Raw genomic sequence first — 23266 nt, forward strand, 5'->3', positions numbered from 1 at the left:
CAAACTAGATCATTCTACTTATTTGCATCAATCATTAGGTCAAAGAACCTGCGTATCGAATAGTTTAACTAGTATTTTTCGTATGATTATAGCCTTTGCTATTTTATCGGTAGGAGAATAAGAAAAATTAATATCAATGAAAAGTGTAGATTAGAAGAGTAAAAAATGAGAGTATAGAGTAAGCTTATTAAGCTATAAGAAAATCAGGACAGGACTTTCAGTGTTATGTTTCAGACTAAATCAATAAAAATCCTATGAAATCATTTATCGAACACTTGATTTCATAGGATTTTTTGGTTAGAGAATGTATAGCTGGATAAGTTGACAACAGGCGTACGGCAGCGAAAATCATAGTATAATATAAATAGGCGTACATTTTTGAAAAAATACATGATTTAGGCGCGTTTTCTAAAAGACAAATGGCATTTTGGACTAATAGAGATCTAAAATACCTGGTAAAAGCAACATTTAACACTGCTCTTATCAGAACGTGAAAAGTCCAAATAGAATTTTTTCAATGATTGAGTCAGGTCAAAACCAAAATAATTTTATGCTTTTTGGAAGCTTGATAAGCAGTGCCTCAGTAACAACTCATCTCTAGTGCTCTTTCTCATCTTTTTCCATACTGGGAGAATGAGCGGAAGATTCTCACTGCGTTGCATCCTCTGAAAATGAGACATTTTAAGGGTTGGATTTGCAAATAAGATGAAGTTATTTCTGATATGCACTAAAGATCACTTAGCATAATATTGATTAACGTACTCTATACTAGACTTATCTGTTACTAAATAGCTGATTTCTTTTTGATTGTTTTTTCCGCTATTCATCAGCCAATTTAATGAACCAATGAAAAGGTAAGTGTTGTCAATTAAAAGTAATTTTACATGTGAAGGTGGATTATGAACAAGATTGTTTTCTAATAATTTTTCTAAGGCTAAGATTGCTGTTCTAACGCCATCTGTGTTCCATGTCACATCTTGTTTTATAATCTTATCAATATCAGATCTAACAGATAATTTCTCTCCCTTATAACCAAAAAAGATTTGGATAGTGGTTCCTTGTTTAATCTGACTATCTATAATTTTCAAAAAGTGTTCATTTACTACATAGTTACTGATCCAGGGAGAAACAATCGTAATACTTTTTTCTGCTATAGTAATGAGCTTCATTAATAATTCATTGTGTTTCTCCCCACCGTAGATAATATTTTCTGGTATGAATTCATGCAAGTAGGTGGTAACCGGAGACTCTTTGTTTGTGAAGGAAGTACTGGATAAAATAGTCAGTATTTTTTGCAAGTCCTCTTTCTCTTCTGACATTTCAATGGACTCAAATAGACTATAACATTTTCCTTGTTCAGTAATTGATTGTAGTGCTTTACTTAGATAATTCTGCGATTCTCTGGCAGCTTCGAAGTTTCCAACGTAAATAAATTGTTTTTTTGCTCTTGAAAAGGCTACATTTAATAGATTTGCTTTATTCCCGATAAAATTTGTTAGTCCATTTGAATTCTTATTCAAATAATCAATTACACTTGAAAAAATAATGATTTGTTTTTCATCACCTTGAAAAGTATGAACAGTGCCTACCGCAATTTTTCCATCGAATAGCTTACTTAGTTTTTTTGCTTGTATTGAAAATGGGGTGATAATACCGATGTCCTTTTTGATATCTTCACCATGTTCTTTAACTAGTGTGGCCACGATTCTTTGACAGGCTTCGATTTCTGCTTGGTTAAAATGCTGAACCGACTTAATTCCTCGAATATCAAAAGCCAATAAGTTATTTTTGAGTAGTTTATTCTCAGTAGTATCTGTGTTCATAAATGTTAACACATCATCATAAACATAATGGTTTGAGAATTTCATAATTGATTTTTCACATCTCATATGCTTGTTAAGCACGATTGAACTTTGTACCTGATTTCTTTCTTCGTAAATATTACTAGCTTTAATAGCATAAGATTGTGCACTATTATTATTAATACAAAGAGAAGTGTAGGTTTCTTCTCCTAATAATTCAGTGTATTTCTCTTGTAAAATTTTTTCTGGAACAGAAATGATAGGTTCTATCTGATTCGTATCCCCAACGAATACAGTTTTTCTAGCTCGATATAGCGGAGTTGTAGCATAGTAAGATACAATCTGTCCACTTTCATCAAATAGAAGCAAATCAAACAGATTTTCAATCATGGGGAATGACTGTTTTCTAAAAGAATGAAGTGTGGTAGAAACAACCGGAAAACATAAGAAAAATGTTTCATAAAGAGTTCTTACTAGATCTGCACGGAATTCATCGTACGGCCTATTGCCATTGTAGAGACATTTAAACCACTTATAATCATCTGAAATGACTTTCTCAAGGTTCTTTAGTATATAGTGTTTATTTTTTATTATATAAACTTCCAGTAATTTAAGAGAGCAGTGGAAAAGTGTCTCTCTAAGAGCTAAGATATACGTTGAATTCTTTAATGCATGTGTTGTAGAACTCCACAATAATGTGCGGTCATAATTTTTTGAAAAATAGTCAAGAGTTTTGGAAATAGCAATTAGTCTTTTTTCATAGCTTTCTTTTTCTTGAGTGTCTTTTTGAAGCGTTTCTTTTGTCTGAAGTATTGAAGTAATAGTTTCTTTAACAGTAAGAAGTTGAGTATTCTTTTCGAGAAGACGCTCTTCAAATTGATTGTGTTGAGTAGTGATTTTTTCAAGTGTAGCATTTATATCTGTTATTAAATCAGAAATATATTCTAGGGAAGGATAGGTTGAAAGAAATTCTTTTGTAGAGCCAAGTATCAAAGGAAACTTGCTAAGAAATTTTTCTACAGCAGATATTTTTCTGAAAGATTCTTTTGCAATAAATAATTTCTTTTTTTCTTCATTACTTTTTTCTAGTTCATGATTATTTCGTGCAATACTTAATGTAATGATAGTCGTATCTTTTTCTAATTCTTCCAACTGTAGACGCGAGTTATTAAGCATTCGGTCGTTTTCTTGAATTTGGTCGAATATATGACTAAGTTCACGTTGAATGCGCAGTTTAGTTTCTTCTAGTTCTTTTTCACTTGCGATTGCTGTCTGATCTTTAAAAAATAAAAATTGATTGAGACACGTGTTATACTCTTCAATTTCTTTCTGTGTCTCCTTAAATGTGTCAATTGTTTCTTTTTCTATATCATCAGCTAATTTTGCATCAGTTAAATATCGTAAAAAAGGAGCAAAAAAAGTTTGATGAAAATTTTGCACATTCTTGTAGTTTCCTAATCGTGCGCAAAGTATACCATTAATATCTTCATCATTAAGTGAAGCAGTAAACTCAGAAAAAAAAGGTACCTCTTTAATCAGTTCTAGTCCAATATTATTAATTGCCTTGTTATTCGTGCTAGTGAGAATGATAGAATCAAGATTTTTCCCACCTAATGGCGGTCGATAGATATCTTTTGTGTTATCAACTGTCCATTTATTATTCCAAACATCTAACAGTTTACCTGCTTTCTTTACGACTGTATCTGCAATTATTTCTTTTAATAAGGTCGTTTTACCGGTACCTGGAGGGCCTTCAATTGTTAGAAAATCTGTTTCAGGCAATAGATTTACTAGCTCCCATTGTTTTGCGGTAACAGGATATTTGCTTTGATAACTTCCATAATGGTATTTTTCACTAAGTGAGAGGTCAGTTAGATTTTTCTTATTCTGATTATGGAAGAAATAATTATTCAATAGAGGTGGAAGTGGTTGCTCTTTTTCTACCAGATGAGTGTAAAGCGTTTTTAACTCATCTTCAAAGCAACTCCCAGAAACACTTTCTAAAGACTCACAAGAAATTTTTAGCTGCGCAACAACGCGCCAGTCACTGTCAGTGATATCCATAAAATTTAATTGGAATCCTAGCGCCTTTTGAAATTCATTAAGAAATAATTTAGTAAACTCTTCAACATCAGTGACATTTTCTATAGCAGCTGTTGAAATAATTAAGTCATTTAACTGATTCGTATACAAATTTCCCACATCAAGAGCATCTTGTTGTAGGTGAGCTGCTATAAGAATAATGAGTGCTTCTCTATTTACAATAAAATTTGTGATCTTATAAGCTTCATCGGTTATTTCACAGCTAAAAGAGAGTAGTGGACGCTCCGTTCCCTTTGTGTGAATCAAGATAGGATAAAATAAGTAAAATTCATTATTCTGTTTTATTTGTGTAATCAGCTCTTTATCATTTGGATAAAACGTTACACCCGTTAAGAAATTTTCAGTAAGTAATTGATCCAAGGAGATAGTATCAAGTAAATAATTTTTTAAAATCTCTTTTTTGATCTTTTTTCGAGGAATATGTTTGTTTTCAATTAGCCAATTTGAAAGTTTAACCAGTTTTTCTTTTCTAATGTACTTAGAGAATGTTTGAAAATGGCTTTCTTCTATAGTCAAACTTTTACACTCTAATTTATCGATCGAAGTAGTTAGCAAACTGTTGTAAAAATCAAACTCATAGAAATAATTAATAATATCTCTGACCTTATTCATAGTATGTACCTCTTTTGGATTTTTATTATAAAAAAAATATATATATTATATCTAAAAATATATTTCAATTAGGTGTGATTGTCAATGACAGTGGATAGTTTAGTCGAAGAATTTATTGACGGAATAATTATGTAGTGCTATTCTGTTTTGTAATTTAATGAAGGGGCGTCGAGGAAGATTGACTGAAGTTAGCGAAGTCTGAAAACAAGACTTGGGATGAAATCCCTTCACTGCAAGTGAGAGAAAGACGGAACGTTTAGTTTAAGGAGGAATTGTTAGCTAATTCAAATGGATTAATCATTGAGTAGGACTACTTTATCCTATAACTGAGAATAAAAAATAAACAGTTAATAAATTTTAGTTTCTAGTATGAAATAATAATTGGAGTTATTTTGGAGGATTTGAGCTATAAGGTGATAAAAGCAGCGATAAACTGACTGATTCAGCAGAACTTTAAAAAAAACGAGAGGGGGAGACTAAATGGAGCGACAGGTGGTTATAAAAAAGTTACGGCGTGAACTACGAAATGAGCAGCAGTTACTAGGAATTTCTACGAGTTCAGGAATGATTGCCAGACAAGCAACGCATGGAGGTGCTGATTTTGTGATGGCACTAAATTCGGGTTATTTTCGTCAAATGGGACGTAGCTCCTTAGCAGGGTTTTTACCTTTTGAGAACAGTAATGAGACTGTATTTAACTTTTCTTCTCGAGAATTACTCCCTCTGCTTAAAGGGATTCCTGTCATTTTTGGATTGAATGCAACAGACCCATCCATTGATGTATCGCAATTTATCCAAAAAATTAAATCAGGTGGGTTCTCAGGTGTAAACAACTATCCTACTGTCGGATTAATTGACGGGCAGTTTAAGGAGGCTCTTTTTGAAGAGGGGACGACCTATCAAATGGAGATTGATGCGATTGCAGAAGCTCATAGACAAAACTTATTTACTATTGCGTTTGTGTTTGATGAAAGACAGGCAAAAGAGATGACTCGCGTTGGAGCAGATGTCATTTGTTTTCACTGCGGTTTAACAAGTGGTGGGGAACTAGGAGCAAAGAAGGTACTATCGCTTGATGCGGTTATTGCAGAAGCTAAACGAATTTTTTCGAAAAGTCGTGAGGTTCGTAAAAATGTAATTACAATGATTTATGGTGGCCCGGTTAAAGATGTAATCGATATACGCTACGTGTATAATCATTTGCCAGAGCTGGATGGATACATTGGTGGTTCAACATTTGATCGGATTACGCCAGCAGAAGTAGTCATTGAAAAAGCAGAGAAATTTAAAAAACCGAAAGAAATTGTTGAAAATAATTTGATGGCAAAGATGTTAGATGGGATAGAAAAACATTACGATTACGTAGAATTTGTCAAAAAATATATCAAACAAAATTATAGCGCTGAGATTCAGTTAGAAGATTTGGCACAAGTTGCTCATATCTCTAGTAGTTATCTTAGTACTCTTTTTAAAGAAAAAACAGGAACTTCTTTTACTGATTACTTAATTAAGTATCGTTTAAATCAAGCTGTTCAATTATTAACGAGTCGTCCTTCATTAAAACTAAAAGAAATCGCAAGTTTTGTGGGGTATCAGGACTATGCGCAATTCAATAAAATTTTTAAAAAACATATGGGGATGTCTCCTAGCGAATACAAAGGGCAAAACACCTAATATAAACACTAGTGAAAACGATATAAAAACGTTTACACTTGGTGTTTATTTTTTATAATTAAGTATATAAATAAGAGAAGGAGGGAATTTTCAAGTGGAAACAAAGACAGTTGCATTGGTAGGAACTTTTGATACAAAGGGAGAAGAATACCTTTATATAAGGAATCTTTTTCATGAGGTAGGAATTCAAACGCTCACCATTCATACAGGTGTATTTGCCCCTCAGTTTAAACCGGATGTTAGTAATGAAGAAGTAGTTAAAGAAGCAAATGTTACAATAGAGGAATTAGTTGAAAAAAAAGATCGGGCATATGCAACAGAAGTGTTGGCAAAAGGCATGGAAAAGCTAATTCCCAAGCTATATAAAGACGGAAAGTTTGATGGAATTATTTCCTTTGGTGGCTCAGGTGGGACGTCACTTGCAGCAAAAGCGATGCAAGCATTACCGATAGGGGTTCCAAAGCTTATGGTTTCAACGATGGCTGGCGGAGATATTTCGCCTTATGTTGGTACAAGCGATATTATGATGATGCCATCAATCGTTGACGTAGCAGGCTTAAACTCTATCTCAATGCAAATCTTTAAGAATGCCGTATTTGCGATGTCGGGCATGCTGCATTTTGAAGTAGAAGAAAGAAAACATGAAAAAAAACCACTAATAGCGGCGACAATGTTTGGTGTGACCACGCCAGCTGTTAACTTTGCCAGAGAGTATCTGGAAGAAAGAGGATATGAGGTTCTTGTATTCCATGCTACAGGTAGCGGCGGGAAAACAATGGAAGCGCTTGTTTCATCTGGGTATATAGACGGGGTTCTCGATTTAACTACAACAGAATGGGCAGATGAACTTGTTGGCGGTGTATTGAAGGCTGGGGAGCATCGGTTAGAGGCCGCTGGATTGGCTGGCATTCCACAAGTAGTTTCTGTTGGTGCATTAGATATGGTGAATTTTGGTCCGATTGATACAGTCCCTGAAAAATTTAAGGACAGACTGCTGTATAAACATAATCCAACGGTCACATTAATGAGAACCACAAAAAAAGAAAATCAGTTACTTGGAAATAAACTTGCAGAAAAATTAAATATGGCAAAAGGCAAAACAACATTGCTTCTTCCTCTTAAAGGAATATCTGGCATTGACGTTGACGGAGAAATATTTTATGGGCCTGAAGAAGATGAACAGCTGTTTATTACGCTGAAAAAACAAGTGACTAATGATAAGGTGACAATTATCGAAAGAGAAGAAGCAATTAATGAAAAAGCATTTGCAGAATTTGCTGCACAGGAACTAATTGATTTACTAAAAAAATAAGAAAGCTGGAGAGAATATGAATAAACAAACAAGACAAGAAATTATGGCAGATTTTAGAGAAAGAAGAGCGAATGGCGAATATTTAGTTGGCGTTGGTGCTGGCACGGGTATTACAGCGAAAAGTAGTGAAGCTGGTGGCGCAGATATGTTAATTATTTACAATTCTGGCCGCTACCGTATGGCGGGACGTGGCTCTCTAGCAGGTTTGCTCTCTTACGGAGATGCCAATCAAATTGTTGTTGAAATGGGACAAGAAGTCTTACCAGTAGTGGAAAAAACACCAGTATTAGCAGGTGTTTGTGGAACAGATCCGTTTCGTGTAATGGACGTTTATTTACGCCAATTGAAAGACCAAGGCTTTAATGGAGTACAAAACTTTCCTACAGTCGGTTTAATTGACGGTAATTTTCGACAAAATTTAGAAGAAACAAATATGGGCTATGGTTTAGAAGTAGAGATGATTCGCACGGCTCATGAACTAAATCTATTAACAACCCCTTATGTATTTGATGCAGAGCAAGCAAAAGCAATGGCTGAAGCTGGCGCAGATATTCTAGTTGCTCATATGGGACTGACAACTAAAGGAACTATTGGTGCAAAAACGGCTTTGACGTTAGATGACTGCATTGAAAAAATTGAAGACATCATCAAAGCGGGAAAGGCAGTTAACCCAAACATATTAGTTATTTGCCATGGCGGACCAATCGCTGAACCAGAAGATGCTCAATACGTATTAGAAAAGACAGCAGATTTGGATGGATTCTTTGGGGCATCTAGCATTGAACGTTTTGCAGCAGAAAAAGGAATCCGTGAACAAACAGAAAAATTCAAAAAAATGAAATAGAGTCTGAGATGAGGGTGTTTGCCCCAAACTCGATTATCAAAAAATAGTGAATGAGTCTTGCCCATCATGTCTAGTGATTATGAGGAGCAAGGCTCTTCTATTTTCAGTAAATGAGAAAAACGTTGACAAGCTGTCTTTATCCCACCGTAGATTAGGTCATAAGAAAGAGTGACAACTAAGACGTAGCTGTATTTGCTTAACAAATCTAATGACTCCTACTCGGCTGTTTACTCAGACTTTTTTTTTCGATTTCTCAATAGTTCCTTTCAAAAAGAAAACAAGAATTTATTAACAAAAGGATTGTATTCTAACGACAAAAGATTTAGTATATACCATGTAGTATATACTGTTTAAAGTGAGTGATGAATGTGGCCGCGCAAGAAGATTTAATCGAAAATCTGAGTCCGTTTGAATTGAGTTTATTTTTGGAAAAAAGGCTTCAAAGTGAAACTGGAGCTAGGGAAAACCTATTGAACGCTGGTCGTGGAAATCCAAATTGGACGGCCCCTATCCCAAGAGAGGCTTTCTTTTTGCTTGGACAATTTGCGACGATGGAAACAATTGGAAATGAACAATCGCTTACTGCTGGGATGATTTATCCTAGTCAAAAACGTAGCGAGCGATTTCTGCAATTTCTTGAAGAAAAAGTGGGGGAAGGCGCCAGATTTCTCGAAAGAATTTGGTACTCTGAGGCAACGTATTTTGGGTTAGAGAAAGAAGCTTGGTTAAATGCGATGTTGGATTACATTATTGGGGATAACTATCCAGACCCTGTTCGATGTTTAACAGGTTGTGAAGAACCCATCAAAGCCTACTTAAATCATGAGTTGTTTTCTGGTCAGTCTGTGCCTTTTGACCTATTTGCTGTTGAAGGCGGAACGGCTGGAATTTGTTATCTATTTGATACGCTGATGAATAATTATCTGTTGAAAAAAGGAGATAGAATTGCTCTGCTTCTTCCGACATTTGCACCTTACTTAGAAATTCCTGAGCTGCCGCAATATGATTTTGAGGTTGTAAAAATACAGGCAAAGCAAACGGAGTTAGAGGGAAAAGTTGCGTATCAATATTCAGAAGCTGAGATTGATAAATTGAAGGATTCTACGATTAAAGCTGTTTTTGTCGTCAATCCAAGCAATCCAACGGCAAACGCTATGTGTCAGTCAACGATTGAGCAAATAAAGGATATTGTTCAAACTGTTCACCCTCGTCTCATGATTTTAACAGATGATGTGTATGGCACGTTTGTTCCTGAATTTCATTCCTTGTTTAAAGAACTCCCTTATAATACTGCCTGTATTTATTCTTATTCAAAATACTTTGGTGCAACTGGCTGGCGTATTGGAACGATTGTAACTGCACGGGAAAATATTTTTGATCAGTTAATAAACGAGTTAGCAGCAGAGAAACAGGAAAAGTTGGAGGCGAGGTATCATTCCTTAAATGCGCAGCCCAAACAAATGAAATTTATTGATCGACTGGTGGCAGATAGCCGGGATGTAGCATTAAATCATGCAGCCGGATTATCTTCTGTTCAGCAAGTGATGATGACCTTGTTTAGTTTGTATGCGCTATTAGATGAAGGAGCTGCCTATAAAAAAGAAGTAATGGCGATTTGTCACACAAGAGAGCAATTATTATTTCGTACGCTGGGATTAGAAGAACCATTTCCTTCATTGAACACGGCCTATTATTGTGAGTTGAATTTTAAAGACTGGACAGAAAAACGATATGGAAAAGAGTTTACAACGTATTTGAAAAAGCGCTGGACGATGACCAAAGTTCTTATATCATTAGCGGAAAAGGAACAATTAATGCTGTTAAAGGCGGATGCATTTGGCAGTGATGATTGGTCTGTGCGAGTTTCACTAGCCAATTTAGCTACAAACCAGTATAGTGAAGTTGGAAGAAGAATTATTCGTTTATCCGAACGATTAAAAGATGAATGGATAAAAAATAAGAACGAGCCAAGGTGATGAAATGGAAGATAAAAAGGTAAAAAAAGCAAAGTTTGATCAAGTCTCAGCAGAAATCGAACAACGGATTCGTGATGGAATATACGTTAGCGCGCAAAAATTACCTTCAGAATATGATTTAGCAAAAGAATTTGATTGCAGTCGCTTAACTGTCCGAAAAGCAATTGATGAGTTGATTAAAAAGAATATTTTAGTGAAGCGACCAGGCAAAGGAAGCTATGTCATGACTCAGCAAAAGATTCAAAGTGGACGAGCAGGGTTGCAGGGGTTTACAGAGGCTGCAAGAGCGTATGGAAAAACGAGTAAAACAGAGGTCATTTCTTTTGAACGCTTTGAAAAACCAAGCGAAGAAATTCTGCAAGCTTTACAGGTTGGACCAGAGCAGTCTATTTATGAATTGGTTCGAAGAAGAATGTTAGATGAAGAGCCAATGACAGTAGAAAAAATTTATTTAGGGGAAGAGTACGTTAAAGACTTTTCAAAGGAAGACTTTCAGGGATCGTTATTTCAACTAATTGAGCAGCAGGTAGAAATTGCTTATTCTCATCAGGAAGTAGAAGCTATTTTAGTAGAGCCTGAGATTTCATCTTTATTAGATGTTCCTGTAGGTAGTCCCCTACTGCAAGTTCATTCCATTACTTATGCTATTGATGCAACCCCTATTTTATATGATATTTCGTTTTATCGCGCAGATCGTTATACATTTAAGAATACATTGACTCGATACAATCATTAGGAGGGTAACAGAGATGAATGATTTCAAGCAGATAATTCAGGAAAATAAAGAGCAATTTTATCAAGACCTTACTCAGATAATGCAAATAAAAAGCGTAAAAGATCAGCCTTGTGAACATGCACCTTTTGGAAAAGGACCAAAAGAAGTGTTGATGAAAGCTTTGTCGATTGCTGACAGCTACGGATTTACAACAAGGATGGTTAATGACGCAGTAGGCTATGCCCAGCTAGGTGAAGGTAAAGATTATATTGGTGTAGTCGGACACTTAGATGTAGTGCCAGAAGGGGATGGCTGGTCATTTCCTCCGTTTGCGCTGAATGAAAAAGAAGGTCGACTTTATGGTCGAGGAATTCTTGATAATAAAGGGCCGATTATGTCCTGTTTATTTGGTTTGAAATTGTTAAAGGACTTGCATTTACCGATGAAACAGCCGGTTAGAATTGTTTTTGGTACAGATGAAGAAAGCGGCAGTGCAGATATCCCGCTATATTTAAGTGAAGAGCACCCGCCAAAGTTTGGTTTTACTCCAGATTGCAAGTACCCTGTAGTTTATGGTGAAAGAGGGATTGTCAATTATGAGCTCATTACAGCTTTTTCCGATGATGAGTTAAAAGAGTTTGGTGAGATTATTGGGGATCAAGCAAGAGATCATGTGCCGGATAAACTACAAGTGAAGATAAATGGAGCGCTCGTTGAGGTTAGTGGGAAACGAGCGCCATCAAATGCGCCAGAATTGGGAAAAAATGCAATTACTCTTTTAGCAGAAAAAATAGTTCAAGAGCGATTAGTGAGCGGACGTTTAGCTGATTATTTTTCGTGGCTTGTTGAGGGACTGGCGGATAAACATCATGGTGAGGGATTGAGGATTGATTTTGAGGATGAAGACAGTGGAAAATTGATGATTACGCCCTACGAATTACAAAAACAGGGGAACCGTCTAGTTCTTGGGCTTGCTATACGTTATCCCGTATCCATTTCAGAAGAACAGGTGACTAGTACATTGAGCCAACAAATTCCTTCTAAAAGTGAATTGACTATCGTTCGACGGATGAAAGGGACAAGTTACTCCAAAGAGGATAAAAATGTCCAAAAGCTAGCTGAAGTTTATGAAATGGTCACTGGACTGGATGGTACACCTGTGACAACTACAGGTGCTACCTATGCACGTTCTGTTCCGAATATTGTTGCTTTTGGCCCTTCTTTTCCAGGTCAAAAGGGAATTGCACACAATAAGGACGAGTATATGGACGAAGCGGATTTGTTATTGAATATGGAAATTTATATGCATGCAATGCTAGCGTTATCAAATGAATAAGCAGATTGAATTTTTAAGATAGCTAGTGAGCAGCTGAATGGTGCTGTAATCGTCATGTTCAGCTCTCATAAACGAATAATAAACGGTGAAAACGAGGTCGGGACAGAAGTGTTCAGCTTATTTTCGAAGCCTTCAACTCAAGCATGTCTCATGCGTAGAAGATGATGAGAGCGAAACGAAGTGGAGATGAGTTTCTTCTATTCCCCACCTTTATTAAGGTTTTACAAAGATGGGGAACAACTTAATTAGTTGTGTCCCACCTTCATTCTAATCGCGTCTTTTTTTAGACGAAAAAGTTGAAAAAGCGAGTTGGACATTTTGTCTGCTCGCTTTTTTTTACACCAAGTGAGAAGACAGGTCGTTTGGGCAGGCAGTTATGGGAATCCACTGTAGGTGCCGCATTTTTGCTTGAGAGTAGAGATTGTGAACGCTGATTAAAGGAAATGTTTTTGTTGGTCGTTAATCATGAAAGTTCATTAACCAGATGAAACGTCTGTATGTTTTTTGAGCGAATTCCTTTTAATACAGTTTTTATGGTTGTCAGATTTTTCCATAGGAAGAAATCATCAAGTAGGAAAATGAGCGAGCATTTGTGAAGGAAAATTGGATGAATAAAAAAATTTTCTTTTAGTATATACAAAACAGTATATACTATTTATAATGTAGATAGATTCGAAATGAAAACGGTAACGGGAGGAGAGATTTAATGGTTTGGGGGGCAATTGCAACTTGGCGAATGGCACACGAAGGTGTGGTCGAGGCGTTACGTCTGCTAGAAAAAAATGGCACATCAGGAGATGTAACCGAAAACTTAATCAAAACGGTAGAGGACTATCCGTACTATAAATCGGTTGGTTACGGAGGGCTACCCAATTCAGAAGGAATTCTGGAGATGGATGCAGCATATATGGATGGAGATACGTTCAAAATTGGTGCGGTTGCTGGGATAACGGATGTTAAGAATCCTATTTCTGTTGCAAGAAAACTTAGTGAGGACAAGTTCAACAGTTTTCGAGTGGGGGACGGAGCGACTAAATACTCGATAATTGAAGGATTTGAACGGAAAAATATGCTGACCAAACGAGCACATAAAATTTGGGAAAAGCGTCTGGAAGAAATCCGGGAAAATAATCTAAATCCGTATGATGGGCATGATACCGTTGGTGCTGTGACACTTGATCAAGAAGGATCAATGACCGTTGGAACATCTAGTTCAGGGCTATTTATGAAGAAACCAGGACGAGTGGGCGATTCACCCTTATCTGGTTCAGGTTTTTATGTAGACAGTGAAATTGGCGGAGCAGCTGCCACTGGATTAGGAGAAGATTTAATGAAAGGGTGCCTTTCTTATGAAATTGTTCGATTAATGGGCGAAGGAGAAACGCCGCAAGCTGCTTGTGATAAAGCAGTGTACAGCTTTCACGACAAGTTATCAAAACGTTATGGAAAAGCAGGCGCATTTTCATTAATTGCTATGAATAACAAGGGGGAATGGGGGGTGGCAACAAATGTTGAATTCACCTTCAGTGTTGGAAATTCTAAAGAGCCACCACAAATTTTTATTGCAAACAAAGGAAAAAATCATACAACGGATATTCAGCCAATTAGTCAGGAATGGTTATCTGCGTATGAAAAACGAATTAAAGCACCTATTGAATAAAGGAGAGAAGCGTTATGAAGAAAAAGGTTTATCTATTTTGTAGTCAAGGAATGTCTACAAGTATGCTGGCACAAAAGATGCAAAACGTAGCGGATCAACATAATCTACCCATGGAAGTGGCTGCGTATTCCCATGGACTGTTGAACAAAATTATTGAAGAAAAGAAGCCGGATGTTATTATGCTTGGCCCTCAAGTGAAATATTTGTATGAGGATACAGTTAAAAATTTTGGTTCCTATGGTGCGCCTATTCTCATGATTAGTTCGGAAGATTATGGTGTGATGAACGGAGAAAAAGTATTGAAGCAGGCTATTCTTGCGCTGAAAAAAAAGAAAATGGAACAATAAAAATATAGACCTAAGGAGGAGTATAGATGTTTGATGTGTTAGAAAAAGCAATGATGCCACTAGCAGAAAAATTGGGAAAAAACAAAGTTTTAGTGGCTATTCGTGATGGTTTCTTAATCACTACCCCGTTGATTATTGTAGGGTCACTATTTCTGCTATTCAGTAATTTTCCGATTCCAGGGTGGGAGGATTTTTGGACAGGAATTTTAGGAGATCAGTGGAGCTCATGGTTTGGTAATGTATCTGGAGCAGTATTTGACGTTGTTGGTTTTCTTTCTTGTTTTGGTACCGCCTATGCCTATGGGAGAGAGTTGGAGGTAGACTCAATCCAAGCAGCGGCTGTAGCGATTGTGGGCTTCTTGATCTTAACTCCAATGAGTATGCTGGTGGACGGTGTAGAGGGCTCTCTAGGTGCAATTGATTTACAGTATTTAGGAACGAATGGTATTTTTCTAGGTCTTGTTGTTGCACTTGTTTCTGTTCGAATTTATGCCTATGTATCTAAAAAAGGCTGGACAATAAAGATGCCGGATGGTGTGCCACCTGCAGTTTCAAAATCATTTGAAGCATTAATTCCAAGTGGAATTGTGATGGTTATTTTCTTCTTTGTTCGAATTGGTTTTGAGTTTACTTCTTACGAAACGGTTCATAATTTCATTTTTGAAATTTTACAGACGCCATTAAAAGGTGCGGGGAACACATTGTTGGCACAAATTATCTATTCTTTAGCTTGTACAATTTTTTGGTTTTTTGGGATTAATGGTCCAGCAGTTGCCAACTCTGTTTTTGCGCCAGTTACAAAAGTATTAACGATGGAAAATTTAAATGCGCTTCAAGCTGGGAAAGATTTGCCTAATATTTTTACAGACCCGTTTTCTAATTTTTTCACGAATTTTGGCGGTGGCGGGAGTACACTATCCTTAGTTATTGTGATGGTTCTATTCTGTAAGTCTCAACGAATTAAAAAATTAGGGAATTTGTCACTTATTCCGGGGGTTTTTGGTATTAATGAACCTATTATTTTTGGGCTGCCAATCGTTCTTAATCCGATTATCATTATCCCATTTATTTTAACGCCAACAATTAATTTATTGTTATCTACACTCGTAACAAAACTTGGTATTATTCCTTATACAACCGGTGTTGCTTTGCCATGGACGACACCTATTGGATTTTCAGGCTATCTGTCTACAGGAAGCTTGGTAGCGGCTGTTTGGCAATTTCTTCTATTAGCTTTAGGCTGTGTCATCTATTACCCATTTATCAAAACCTTAGATAAGCAGTACCTAAAAGAAGAAGCAGAAGCTAGTAATAAAACAGTAGAGGAAGAAGATATCTCTTTTGACGATATTTCTTTTGATGATTTATAGGAGAAAATAAAAAATGAAAATAATGATGATATTTGACCAAATTCAAGCAGGATTTGGTGGGAAAGAAAAAGGGCATTTAGCACTTGGCGGAAAGAAGATGGCGATTGGCTCTGCTGCCATGTTTGATAAGTATTTAAGTGAAGTAGACGGAGACATTATTGCAACACTTTATTGTGGCGATGATTATTATTTGGAAAATAGAGAAGAAGCAAGAAGAAAATTAGTAGCGATGACTAAAAAAATTGCGCCAGATGTCGTGATTTGTGGACCTGCATTCAATTATGAAAAATATGGGTTACTATGTGCAGAAGTGGGGCATGCAATTGAATCAGAGACAGCTATCCCTGTAGTTGCAGCGATGTCTGTTGAATGTGTAGAGGCTATTGATGAATATAAAGAAGTGTTGACCATTATTAGGATGCCTAAAAAAGGTGGAATTGGCTTAACCGATTCTTTAAAGAAAATCCTGCAGTTAGCTGACTTAAAAGTCAATAAGCGTCCTCTGGAAACATTTGTCGAAGAAAATTGTTACTAGTCCGTTAGAAGGGAAGTTTGTGCTTGATGGATAGAAAATTAGCAAATAAATTAAATCAGATAGATAGCGTTGCTGGAGATGAAAAGGAAATTTCTCTTGCTTTACGTGCAGAGTATGAAGGACTTGCCGATGACATTGTTTATGATAATTTAGGTTCTATTTTTGCAGTCAAAAAAAGTAAGCAAAAAAATGCACAGCGTGTGATGGTAGTCGGACATATGGATGAGCCGGGATTTATTGTGAAAAAAATAAATGAGAATGGAACACTTTGTGCGTTAGGGCTAGGAAATATACAAAAGACAGGTCTGTTAGGTATGCCTGTACGATTGAAAAAGCGCGATGGAAAAAAGATTTCAGGGACATTAGTTGCTTATGATGAAGCAGGCAATGTTTTAACTAAAACAAAAGAGGTACTCGTTGATTTAGGTTTTGAAAATAGTCAGGAAATCCATGCAGCAGGTATTCATTTAGGAGATAGAATTTCTTTTGGCCAATCGTTTTCAGTAGAAGAAGGCCAAACAAGACTTTTTTCGAAAAATTGGAATGGTCGCTACGCGCCGCTTCTAGGGATTGAGCTTCTGAGAGAATTGAAGGAGGTTGAGTTAACCTTTGATTTGTATGTAGGCTGTACGGTTCAGGAGCAAGTGGGATTTCGGGGTGTACAGACAGCAACGAATCTAGTTTCTCCTGATTTAGGAATTGTTTTAGATACAGATCAAGCCTTTGATTATCAACTTGATGTTCAAGAAAGAATTGGTGAGTTAGGAAAAGGTTTGCTTATCAATTTTTATGACACAACGGTTCTACCCAATCGTTTATTGCTGGATACGCTAAAAACAATTTGTAAGGAACATACAGTTAGTCATCAGTACTATTATTCATTTGAAGGCTCTGATGCAGCGTGGATAAATAAACTGAGAACGGGAACCCCCACGCTTTTTGTGAATGTTCCTGTAAGAAATATGGATACGCTATCCTCTGTTTTAGATGTTAGAGACTATGAATCAGCGAAAGCTGCGTTACTATTACTTTTAAAAAATCTCAAGCCAGAGAATATCCAAGCATTTAAAGAAGAAAATCGTTGAGGGGGGAAGCATAGATGGATCACTTCAATGAAATGGATATGACATTACTAAAACGTTTGTCAGAAGCTGACGGAATCGGTGGAATGGAACGAGAAGTGAGCAGAATTGTTACGTCATACGGAGAAAAATATAGTGATGAAATCCAATACGATCATTTAGGTTCAGTTATTTTAAAAAGAAGTGGCGAGCAAAAGGGTCCGAAAATTATGTTGTCCAGTCATATGGATGAAGTCGGATTTATGGTTCGAAGTATTACCGAAGAGGGCTATGTAAACCTGCTTCCTGTTGGTGGGTGGTGGGGACATGTAATGCCTGCTCAGGAAATGACAATTACTACTTCTAAAGGAAAGAAAATTATCGGTGTAGTGGGCTCCAGAGCTCCCCACGGATTACCTGAGGAAATAAAAGAAAAAGTAATGAAACCACTGGATCTATATTTAGATTTGGGTTGCCCATCAAAAAAAGTAGTTGAAGATTTAGGTGTCCAGATTGGCGATATGATTACACCCAATGTTCAATTCCGAGAGATGAATGATACCGATTATTTAATGGGAAAGGCGTGGGATGACCGCTGCTGTGTAGGTGTTGGACTCGAAGTATTAAAACAGTTAAGCAGAGGGACTCATGAAAGTACGGTGTATTTTGCTGCAACTACCCAAGAAGAAGTGGGGATAAGAGGAGCGAGAACGGCGGTTCATACGATTAAGCCTGATGTTGCGATTGCTTTAGATGTAACTACGGCAACAGATACACCTTTTGATCGTGCAGGAATGAATTTAGGAGAAGGTGTCGTTTTATCTATACTAGATTCGCTTACTATTGGAAATAGCGGACTCGTTGAAATGATGGAAGAAATAGTCAAGGATCTTAACTTGGATGTCCGTTATGACTTTATGACTGTTGGCGGAACAGATGCCTGCAATATTCACAAAATGTTAGATGGTGTAATCAGTATGACAATTTCTATACCTACACGCTATATGCATTCTCCAAGATTAATGATTCATAAAAAAGATTATATTCAAACGATTCAATTAGTGACAGAATTCTGCCGAAGATTAGACTGGATGAAAGTGGATCAGTTAAAAGCAGCTGTTGGTATCATACAGGAGTAACGATAGAATTTGTGAGGTGAAAACAGATGAATGATGAACAATTACAAATTATTATGGGCCTAATCATCAATGCTGGAAATGCAAAAGGAGAAGCGGTAGAAGCCTTAAAAGCAGCAAAAAAAGGTGACTTTCTACTTGCGGAAGAAAAAATGGCTGCAGGAAGAGCAGCATTAGTAGAGGCGCATAATACTCAGACTGGACTCTTGGTGGAAGAAGCAAGTGGAAATCATGCCACGATTACGTTACTTATGGTTCATAGTCAGGATCACCTGATGAATGCCATCTCTTATTTGGATTTAACGCAGGAATTAATTGATATTCACAAAAGACTATCTGAATAGAGACGAATTTTCATAGAAGAGACTGGATTCATAGAACAAGAAAGATGTCGGAACAAACACCTCTGAGGGCGAAATCCTCATGAGTGTTTGTCTCGACATCTTGTTTAGGTTTCTGGGAGATAAGAGAAGAAACTACTTCGTTATGGACATAATCATGGTATAATTGATGGGAAGTATATGGGAAATGTTCCTTGATAATCACATATTCAAGATAATATGAAGTATTCAAAACTGAAGTCTTGCTATGGACAAATGGCGCGATTACGGGATTTCGCAGAGAAAGAAAATGGCTGCGAGGTTTTAGAGCCATGTTGAATTGAATGCTTCCAAAACAATTTTTGCATTCGAACCTGTTGGATCCTTGTTTTAGAGCCATGTTGAATTGAATGCTTCCAAAACGAGTGCAAGCTGAAGACAGTCATTCTGATTGTTTTAGAGCCATGTTGAATTGAATGCTTCCAAAACACTAAACACTGACGAGCTTTTATACATTGAGTTTTAGAGCCATGTTGAATTGAATGCTTCCAAAACTATTAAGCTGGAATTTTGTACAGTGATAGAGTTTTAGAGCCATGTTGAATTGAATGCTTCCAAAACGACATTATCAATTTCTGTTTCGCTCATTTGGTTTTAGAGCCATGTTGGATTGAATATTTTCCATGTAACTAAGTTATCATTGTCAATAGATTCTGTGAATAGAAATTAAACAGTCTAGGATAGTTTAGGTAGTTATTGTTCACTGAGAACGTATAGAATTTCTTGAATATGCCCATATTGATGTCAATTTCATGGTTCTTTCTCTAAACTTACGAGATGAAACTGTAGACTTAACTTGATAGTCTTAAATGAGAGAGAGAATTATTCCACTTATTTGAAAACGTTTCCTTTTTTGTAGATGATTTTAAAGGTGATTACTTATGTCAATTAATTCAAAGAAAGCAATATTTCTCAGTGGATGGATATTCATATATTCCCTACTGTATTCTTCAACTGTATTCTTCCGTTTTGATAGTGATGTTATCAAACTTCTATTTGTAATATTCGGTTTTTTTCTATTTAGAAAAGATATATTCAAGCAAACTAAAAACACGAATCACATTAGATTAGGGTTTATTTCTGTTATTTCAGCAATTATTATCTTCATAGTTGTCTATTTATTTTATAAAAGTCTCTACAATGACGTACGTTTCCAAAATCCGGTTTTTTCGAATAATTTAATTGAAGTGGCTAAATATTTAATTTTAGCTCCTTTATTTGAAGAATTAGTGTATAGGTATTCTTTAATAGTTATTTCAGCTAATCATAAAATGCTGAATGGTGCCTCTATAATAATATCTTCTATTTTGTTTTCTTATGCCCATAGATTTGTAGTAAATGGACAAATTATGTTACTTCTCCAATTTACTATACTAGGACTAGGTTTAGGAATCCTATACTTGAAAGAAAAAAATCTATTGCTGCCAATGTATATTCATTTTTTTTACAATCTATTAATCATTCTCATTTCTAACTTCAAATAATAAATTTCATGTTACTTTTGTAATAAAAGGTACGATAATGACTCGGAATAAAATGGCAAAGAATAATCATTAGGGATTATGCGCGTGAGGGAGGAAAAATTCTTTGTAAATATTGGTTCTTTATCAATAAGAATGAATGACTGAGTTAAAAAATCCAGAATCAAGAGAGTATTCTTTTGATTCTGGATTTTTTTTATTTCAATTAACCTATGCATCAAAAAATTTTTAAATTTCATGTTCTCCAATTATTTAAATTCTTGATAAATATGAAAATGATCAATGACTTTGCTTGTGGGAATACGTTCTTGGCTAGTTGGAAATAAACAATATTCATATCTGTCATTAGAAAACTTCTAGGAGACGAATAATGGTGATTGATGAAACTTAGCAATCCTTCATAAAAAAGAGCAATACTTTTCAAATAACCAGTCGATATTTTAAAGGTCACATGCGTAGCGATTGAATAGTTTGGGTGTACAAAATAATAGTAATCCAGCCTTTTTTAGAATCCATAACTTTGAGTTGTCTATTGAATGTTAAAGAAACGGTCTATAGGAAATTCACTTTCTGAGGAAGTGAATCGTTGTTTTTGAGTGCCAATGTATGGACTTTAGTCCATTAAAGATGGATTGCCTTGCGTATAAGTATATTGCCATTTAAATTGAGGAGAGAAGGGAGGGGATACGATGTTTTTGAAAAAGAAGACAAAAATATATGCGCCGATTGAAGGAAAGCTTGTTGCTCTATCTTCTGTCGAGGATGAGGTGTTCTCTAGCGGAATGATGGGGCAAGGTTTTGCCATTGAACCTGTATCAGAGACGGTTGTTGCCCCAGCAGATGCTGAAATCGTCAGTGCAAATGAGAAGATGCGTCATGCCATTGGACTTCGTTTAAAAAATGGTTGCGAACTTTTGATTCATGTGGGGATTGATACGGTTTCTTTAAAGAATCAGGGGTTTTCAGTTTTGGTAAATGAGGGCGATAAAGTAAAAAAAGGCGAGCCACTGTTGACGTTTGATAGCCAATTAATTAAAGAAGCGGGATTGCAAAAGACGGTTCTGTTGATCGTGACCGATCCAAAAGAACTGTCTTTAGAAAATGGAATATCAAGTTTAGAGAGGGTAAAAGCTGGCGATTCTTTAGTAATGGTTCTGAAGTAAATAGAAATACGCCTCTTGTTCATATCAAACGTATCTACCTGTTAGAAATGAATCATCTTTTTATTTTTTGGTTTCTATCCGTGGACCTTGGTCCAAAGAGCTGAGAAAACATTGTAACTGTTTTCATAAGTTGCTAGTCTTAGGATAAGAGATACGTATACTCAATAAAATGAATGGAGAGAAATGATGAAAAATAAGTTTTCTCAGGTAATGCAGGATTTTTCTAGAGCAGTGATTGTTCCAGTTAAATTTATGGCAGTGATGGGGTTATTTTTAGCAGTATCTGTTATTTTACAGTTGGAATTTATGCCGAATGTTTTACAAACGTTTGGCGGATTAATCAAGACAATGATGGATAGTATGTTAAATAATTTAGCATTGATTTTTTGTGTAGGAATATCTGCTTCACTGGCGAAAAAGAAAAAAGTTGAAGCAGCGCTAATCTCATTAATTGGATTTTTATTCTTCTTAGCTGCAAATAATGCTTGGCTAACATTAACGAATCAATTAGCTGAGCCGGGTGAAATGGGTCTTTTTGGAACCGGTCAAGCGGTAGTCTTAGGATTTCAAGTTGTTGACATGAATGTTTTCTTAGGAATGCTGGTTGGGTGTATTGTCGCCTTTATTCATAATCGTTTTTCAGATAAAGAGTTTGTCGATTTTTTAAGTATTTATGGTGGATCACGGTTCTCTTTTATGATTTTAATTCCAGTAATCTTAGTGACAGCAATTGGCATGAGCTATATTTGGCCAGTGGTGAATAGTTGGATTTCATCATTATCTGGATTTATTTTAACAACGGGTCTTCTGGGCATTTTTATTTATTCATTTGGGAATCGGTTCTTGATTCCAACAGGTCTGCATCATTTATTGTGGATGCCATTTTGTTTCACGGCGTTAGGAGGAACGGCAGAAATTGGCGGTAAGGTCTATAACGGTGCAGCAAATATTTTCTATGCAGAAATGGCTAATGCTGGATCAATCACTCATTTAGATCCATCTTTACGTTTTGCGACGTTTGGATTTGTAAAAATATTTGGTTCTATTGCGGTTTCTTTAGCGTTGATTCATTGTGCGAAAAAGCATCGAAAAGAAGAGGTAAAAGGAATGATTTTACCTTCTATGTTTGTAGCGTCAGTGGCTGGAATTACCGAACCTTTAGATTTCTCATTCTTGTTTGCTTCGCCATTATTATGGTTTGTTCACAGCTTATTGACTGCTGTTTCAGAAATGCTTCTTTGGGGACTAGGGGCAAGAACCTATATGCTTTATGGGCTAATTGATACAGTCGTTTCAAATTCGGTTTTTAGTCCATCAGTTACCAAGTTTTATCTGGTTATCATTGTTGGTTTGATTATGACGGTAATCTGGTACTTCGTTTTTGTTTTATTGATTAATAAATTGAATATTAAAACACCTGGACGTGAGGATGATTTGGTAGAAGAAGCAGTTTTAGCCAATATTCCTAGCGGAGAGTTTGTGCCTGATGCCAATAATGATTTTGATTTGGTTGTCACAGGATTGGGTGGAAAAGAAAATATTGAGAATATTTCTAATTGTTTTACTAGACTTCGGGTGACCGTTAAAGACGAGACATTAGTTGATGCGACAAAATTAGAAAAAATCTCTCAGCAAAAAGGTGTCGTTTTAAATGGAACAAATGTACAAGTAATCATTGGTATGGGTGTTCAAGTATTTAAGGATGATATCTGTGAAAAATTGGGTATAAATGAGTCATAAAAAATGAAGTTTTTATAGT

Annotated in this window: 17 protein-coding genes and 1 CRISPR repeat array; of the genes, 16 read left to right on the forward strand and 1 reads right to left on the reverse strand. The window is 36.1% G+C overall.

Features of this window, described 5'->3' with window-relative positions:
- Nucleotides 1–734: 734 nt before the first annotated feature.
- A complete protein-coding gene (locus I589_RS00670; protein ID WP_010770072.1) occupies nucleotides 735–4517 on the reverse strand; it encodes an AAA domain-containing protein in 3783 nt (1260 codons plus the stop codon).
- A gap of 480 nt (nucleotides 4518–4997) precedes the next feature.
- Between I589_RS00670 and I589_RS00675 the strand changes: the two genes are divergently transcribed.
- The 16 genes from I589_RS00675 (at nucleotide 4998) to I589_RS00750 (ending at nucleotide 23247) form a co-directional block, all read left to right on the forward strand.
- On the forward strand, nucleotides 4998–6191 hold the full coding sequence (locus tag I589_RS00675; protein WP_010770071.1) for a phosphoenolpyruvate hydrolase family protein: 1194 nt from the start codon (nucleotides 4998–5000) through the stop codon (nucleotides 6189–6191).
- Nucleotides 6192–6285: 94 nt separating this feature from the next.
- Nucleotides 6286–7503 carry a Tm-1-like ATP-binding domain-containing protein gene (locus I589_RS00680; RefSeq protein WP_010770070.1) on the forward strand — a complete coding sequence of 406 codons (1218 nt, stop codon included), beginning with the start codon at nucleotides 6286–6288 and terminating at the stop codon, nucleotides 7501–7503.
- Nucleotides 7504–7519: 16 nt separating this feature from the next.
- Nucleotides 7520–8347, forward strand: a complete 828-nt coding sequence (locus I589_RS00685; protein WP_010770069.1) for a phosphoenolpyruvate hydrolase family protein — start codon at nucleotides 7520–7522, stop codon at nucleotides 8345–8347.
- Nucleotides 8348–8709: 362 nt separating this feature from the next.
- Entirely contained in the window at nucleotides 8710–10323 is a 1614-nt protein-coding gene (gene aspD, locus I589_RS00690; RefSeq protein WP_034684212.1) for an aspartate 4-decarboxylase, read from the forward strand.
- Between the two features lie 4 nt (nucleotides 10324–10327).
- Entirely contained in the window at nucleotides 10328–11059 is a 732-nt protein-coding gene (locus I589_RS00695) for a GntR family transcriptional regulator, LSA1692 subfamily (protein WP_010770067.1), read from the forward strand.
- A 13-nt stretch (nucleotides 11060–11072) separates the two neighbouring features.
- Nucleotides 11073–12374 (forward strand): Sapep family Mn(2+)-dependent dipeptidase, encoded by a 1302-nt coding sequence (locus tag I589_RS00700; RefSeq protein WP_010770066.1) that lies wholly within the window; start codon nucleotides 11073–11075, stop codon nucleotides 12372–12374.
- A 706-nt stretch (nucleotides 12375–13080) separates the two neighbouring features.
- Nucleotides 13081–14034, forward strand: a complete 954-nt coding sequence (locus I589_RS00705) for a glycosylasparaginase (RefSeq protein ID WP_010770065.1) — start codon at nucleotides 13081–13083, stop codon at nucleotides 14032–14034.
- 14 nt (nucleotides 14035–14048) lie between these two features.
- Entirely contained in the window at nucleotides 14049–14381 is a 333-nt protein-coding gene (locus I589_RS00710) for a PTS sugar transporter subunit IIB (RefSeq protein WP_010770064.1), read from the forward strand.
- A 26-nt stretch (nucleotides 14382–14407) separates the two neighbouring features.
- Nucleotides 14408–15751: a PTS sugar transporter subunit IIC gene (locus tag I589_RS00715; protein ID WP_010770063.1), complete on the forward strand. Its 1344-nt coding sequence runs from the start codon at nucleotides 14408–14410 to the stop codon at nucleotides 15749–15751.
- A 13-nt stretch (nucleotides 15752–15764) separates the two neighbouring features.
- On the forward strand, nucleotides 15765–16286 hold the full coding sequence (locus I589_RS00720; protein WP_010770062.1) for a GrdB-related putative oxidoreductase: 522 nt from the start codon (nucleotides 15765–15767) through the stop codon (nucleotides 16284–16286).
- Nucleotides 16287–16312: 26 nt separating this feature from the next.
- Nucleotides 16313–17371, forward strand: coding sequence for a M42 family metallopeptidase (locus I589_RS00725; protein WP_034684215.1), 1059 nt, complete (start codon nucleotides 16313–16315; stop codon nucleotides 17369–17371).
- Between the two features lie 14 nt (nucleotides 17372–17385).
- Nucleotides 17386–18486 carry a M42 family metallopeptidase gene (locus I589_RS00730; protein ID WP_010770060.1) on the forward strand — a complete coding sequence of 367 codons (1101 nt, stop codon included), beginning with the start codon at nucleotides 17386–17388 and terminating at the stop codon, nucleotides 18484–18486.
- Nucleotides 18487–18512: 26 nt separating this feature from the next.
- Nucleotides 18513–18827 carry a PTS lactose/cellobiose transporter subunit IIA gene (locus I589_RS00735; RefSeq protein ID WP_010770059.1) on the forward strand — a complete coding sequence of 105 codons (315 nt, stop codon included), beginning with the start codon at nucleotides 18513–18515 and terminating at the stop codon, nucleotides 18825–18827.
- 297 nt (nucleotides 18828–19124) lie between these two features.
- A CRISPR array of direct repeats spans nucleotides 19125–19424; the repeat unit is 36 nt; unit sequence GTTTTAGAGCCATGTTGAATTGAATGCTTCCAAAAC.
- Nucleotides 19425–19744: 320 nt separating this feature from the next.
- On the forward strand, nucleotides 19745–20347 hold the full coding sequence (locus I589_RS18740; protein WP_010770058.1) for a CPBP family glutamic-type intramembrane protease: 603 nt from the start codon (nucleotides 19745–19747) through the stop codon (nucleotides 20345–20347).
- A gap of 686 nt (nucleotides 20348–21033) precedes the next feature.
- Nucleotides 21034–21507, forward strand: coding sequence for a PTS sugar transporter subunit IIA (locus I589_RS00745; RefSeq protein WP_010770057.1), 474 nt, complete (start codon nucleotides 21034–21036; stop codon nucleotides 21505–21507).
- A gap of 186 nt (nucleotides 21508–21693) precedes the next feature.
- Nucleotides 21694–23247: a PTS transporter subunit EIIC gene (locus I589_RS00750; RefSeq protein ID WP_010770056.1), complete on the forward strand. Its 1554-nt coding sequence runs from the start codon at nucleotides 21694–21696 to the stop codon at nucleotides 23245–23247.
- The last annotated feature ends 19 nt before the right edge of the window (nucleotides 23248–23266 follow it).

It is taken from the genome of Enterococcus phoeniculicola ATCC BAA-412 (assembly GCF_000407505.1).
Taxonomy (GTDB): Bacteria; Bacillota; Bacilli; order Lactobacillales; family Enterococcaceae; genus Enterococcus_K; species Enterococcus_K phoeniculicola.

Excerpts from the sequence above, each read along its gene's own strand:
- I589_RS00745 (WP_010770057.1), top strand. The coding sequence starts at position 21,034 with ATGTTTTTGAAAAAGAAGACAAAAATATATGCGCCGATTGAAGGAAAG.
- I589_RS00720 (WP_010770062.1), top strand. The coding sequence starts at position 15,765 with ATGAAAATAATGATGATATTTGACCAAATTCAAGCAGGATTTGGTGGG.
- I589_RS00695 (WP_010770067.1), top strand. The coding sequence starts at position 10,328 with ATGGAAGATAAAAAGGTAAAAAAAGCAAAGTTTGATCAAGTCTCAGCA.
- I589_RS00710 (WP_010770064.1), top strand. The coding sequence starts at position 14,049 with ATGAAGAAAAAGGTTTATCTATTTTGTAGTCAAGGAATGTCTACAAGT.
- aspD (WP_034684212.1), top strand. The coding sequence starts at position 8,710 with ATGAATGTGGCCGCGCAAGAAGATTTAATCGAAAATCTGAGTCCGTTT.
- I589_RS00685 (WP_010770069.1), top strand. The coding sequence starts at position 7,520 with ATGAATAAACAAACAAGACAAGAAATTATGGCAGATTTTAGAGAAAGA.
- I589_RS00705 (WP_010770065.1), top strand. The coding sequence starts at position 13,081 with ATGGTTTGGGGGGCAATTGCAACTTGGCGAATGGCACACGAAGGTGTG.
- I589_RS00670 (WP_010770072.1), bottom strand. The coding sequence starts at position 4,517 with ATGAATAAGGTCAGAGATATTATTAATTATTTCTATGAGTTTGATTTT.
- I589_RS00700 (WP_010770066.1), top strand. The coding sequence starts at position 11,073 with ATGAATGATTTCAAGCAGATAATTCAGGAAAATAAAGAGCAATTTTAT.
- I589_RS00730 (WP_010770060.1), top strand. The coding sequence starts at position 17,386 with ATGGATCACTTCAATGAAATGGATATGACATTACTAAAACGTTTGTCA.
- I589_RS00735 (WP_010770059.1), top strand. The coding sequence starts at position 18,513 with ATGAATGATGAACAATTACAAATTATTATGGGCCTAATCATCAATGCT.
- I589_RS00715 (WP_010770063.1), top strand. The coding sequence starts at position 14,408 with ATGTTTGATGTGTTAGAAAAAGCAATGATGCCACTAGCAGAAAAATTG.
- I589_RS00725 (WP_034684215.1), top strand. The coding sequence starts at position 16,313 with ATGGATAGAAAATTAGCAAATAAATTAAATCAGATAGATAGCGTTGCT.
- I589_RS00750 (WP_010770056.1), top strand. The coding sequence starts at position 21,694 with ATGAAAAATAAGTTTTCTCAGGTAATGCAGGATTTTTCTAGAGCAGTG.
- I589_RS18740 (WP_010770058.1), top strand. The coding sequence starts at position 19,745 with ATGTCAATTAATTCAAAGAAAGCAATATTTCTCAGTGGATGGATATTC.
- I589_RS00675 (WP_010770071.1), top strand. The coding sequence starts at position 4,998 with ATGGAGCGACAGGTGGTTATAAAAAAGTTACGGCGTGAACTACGAAAT.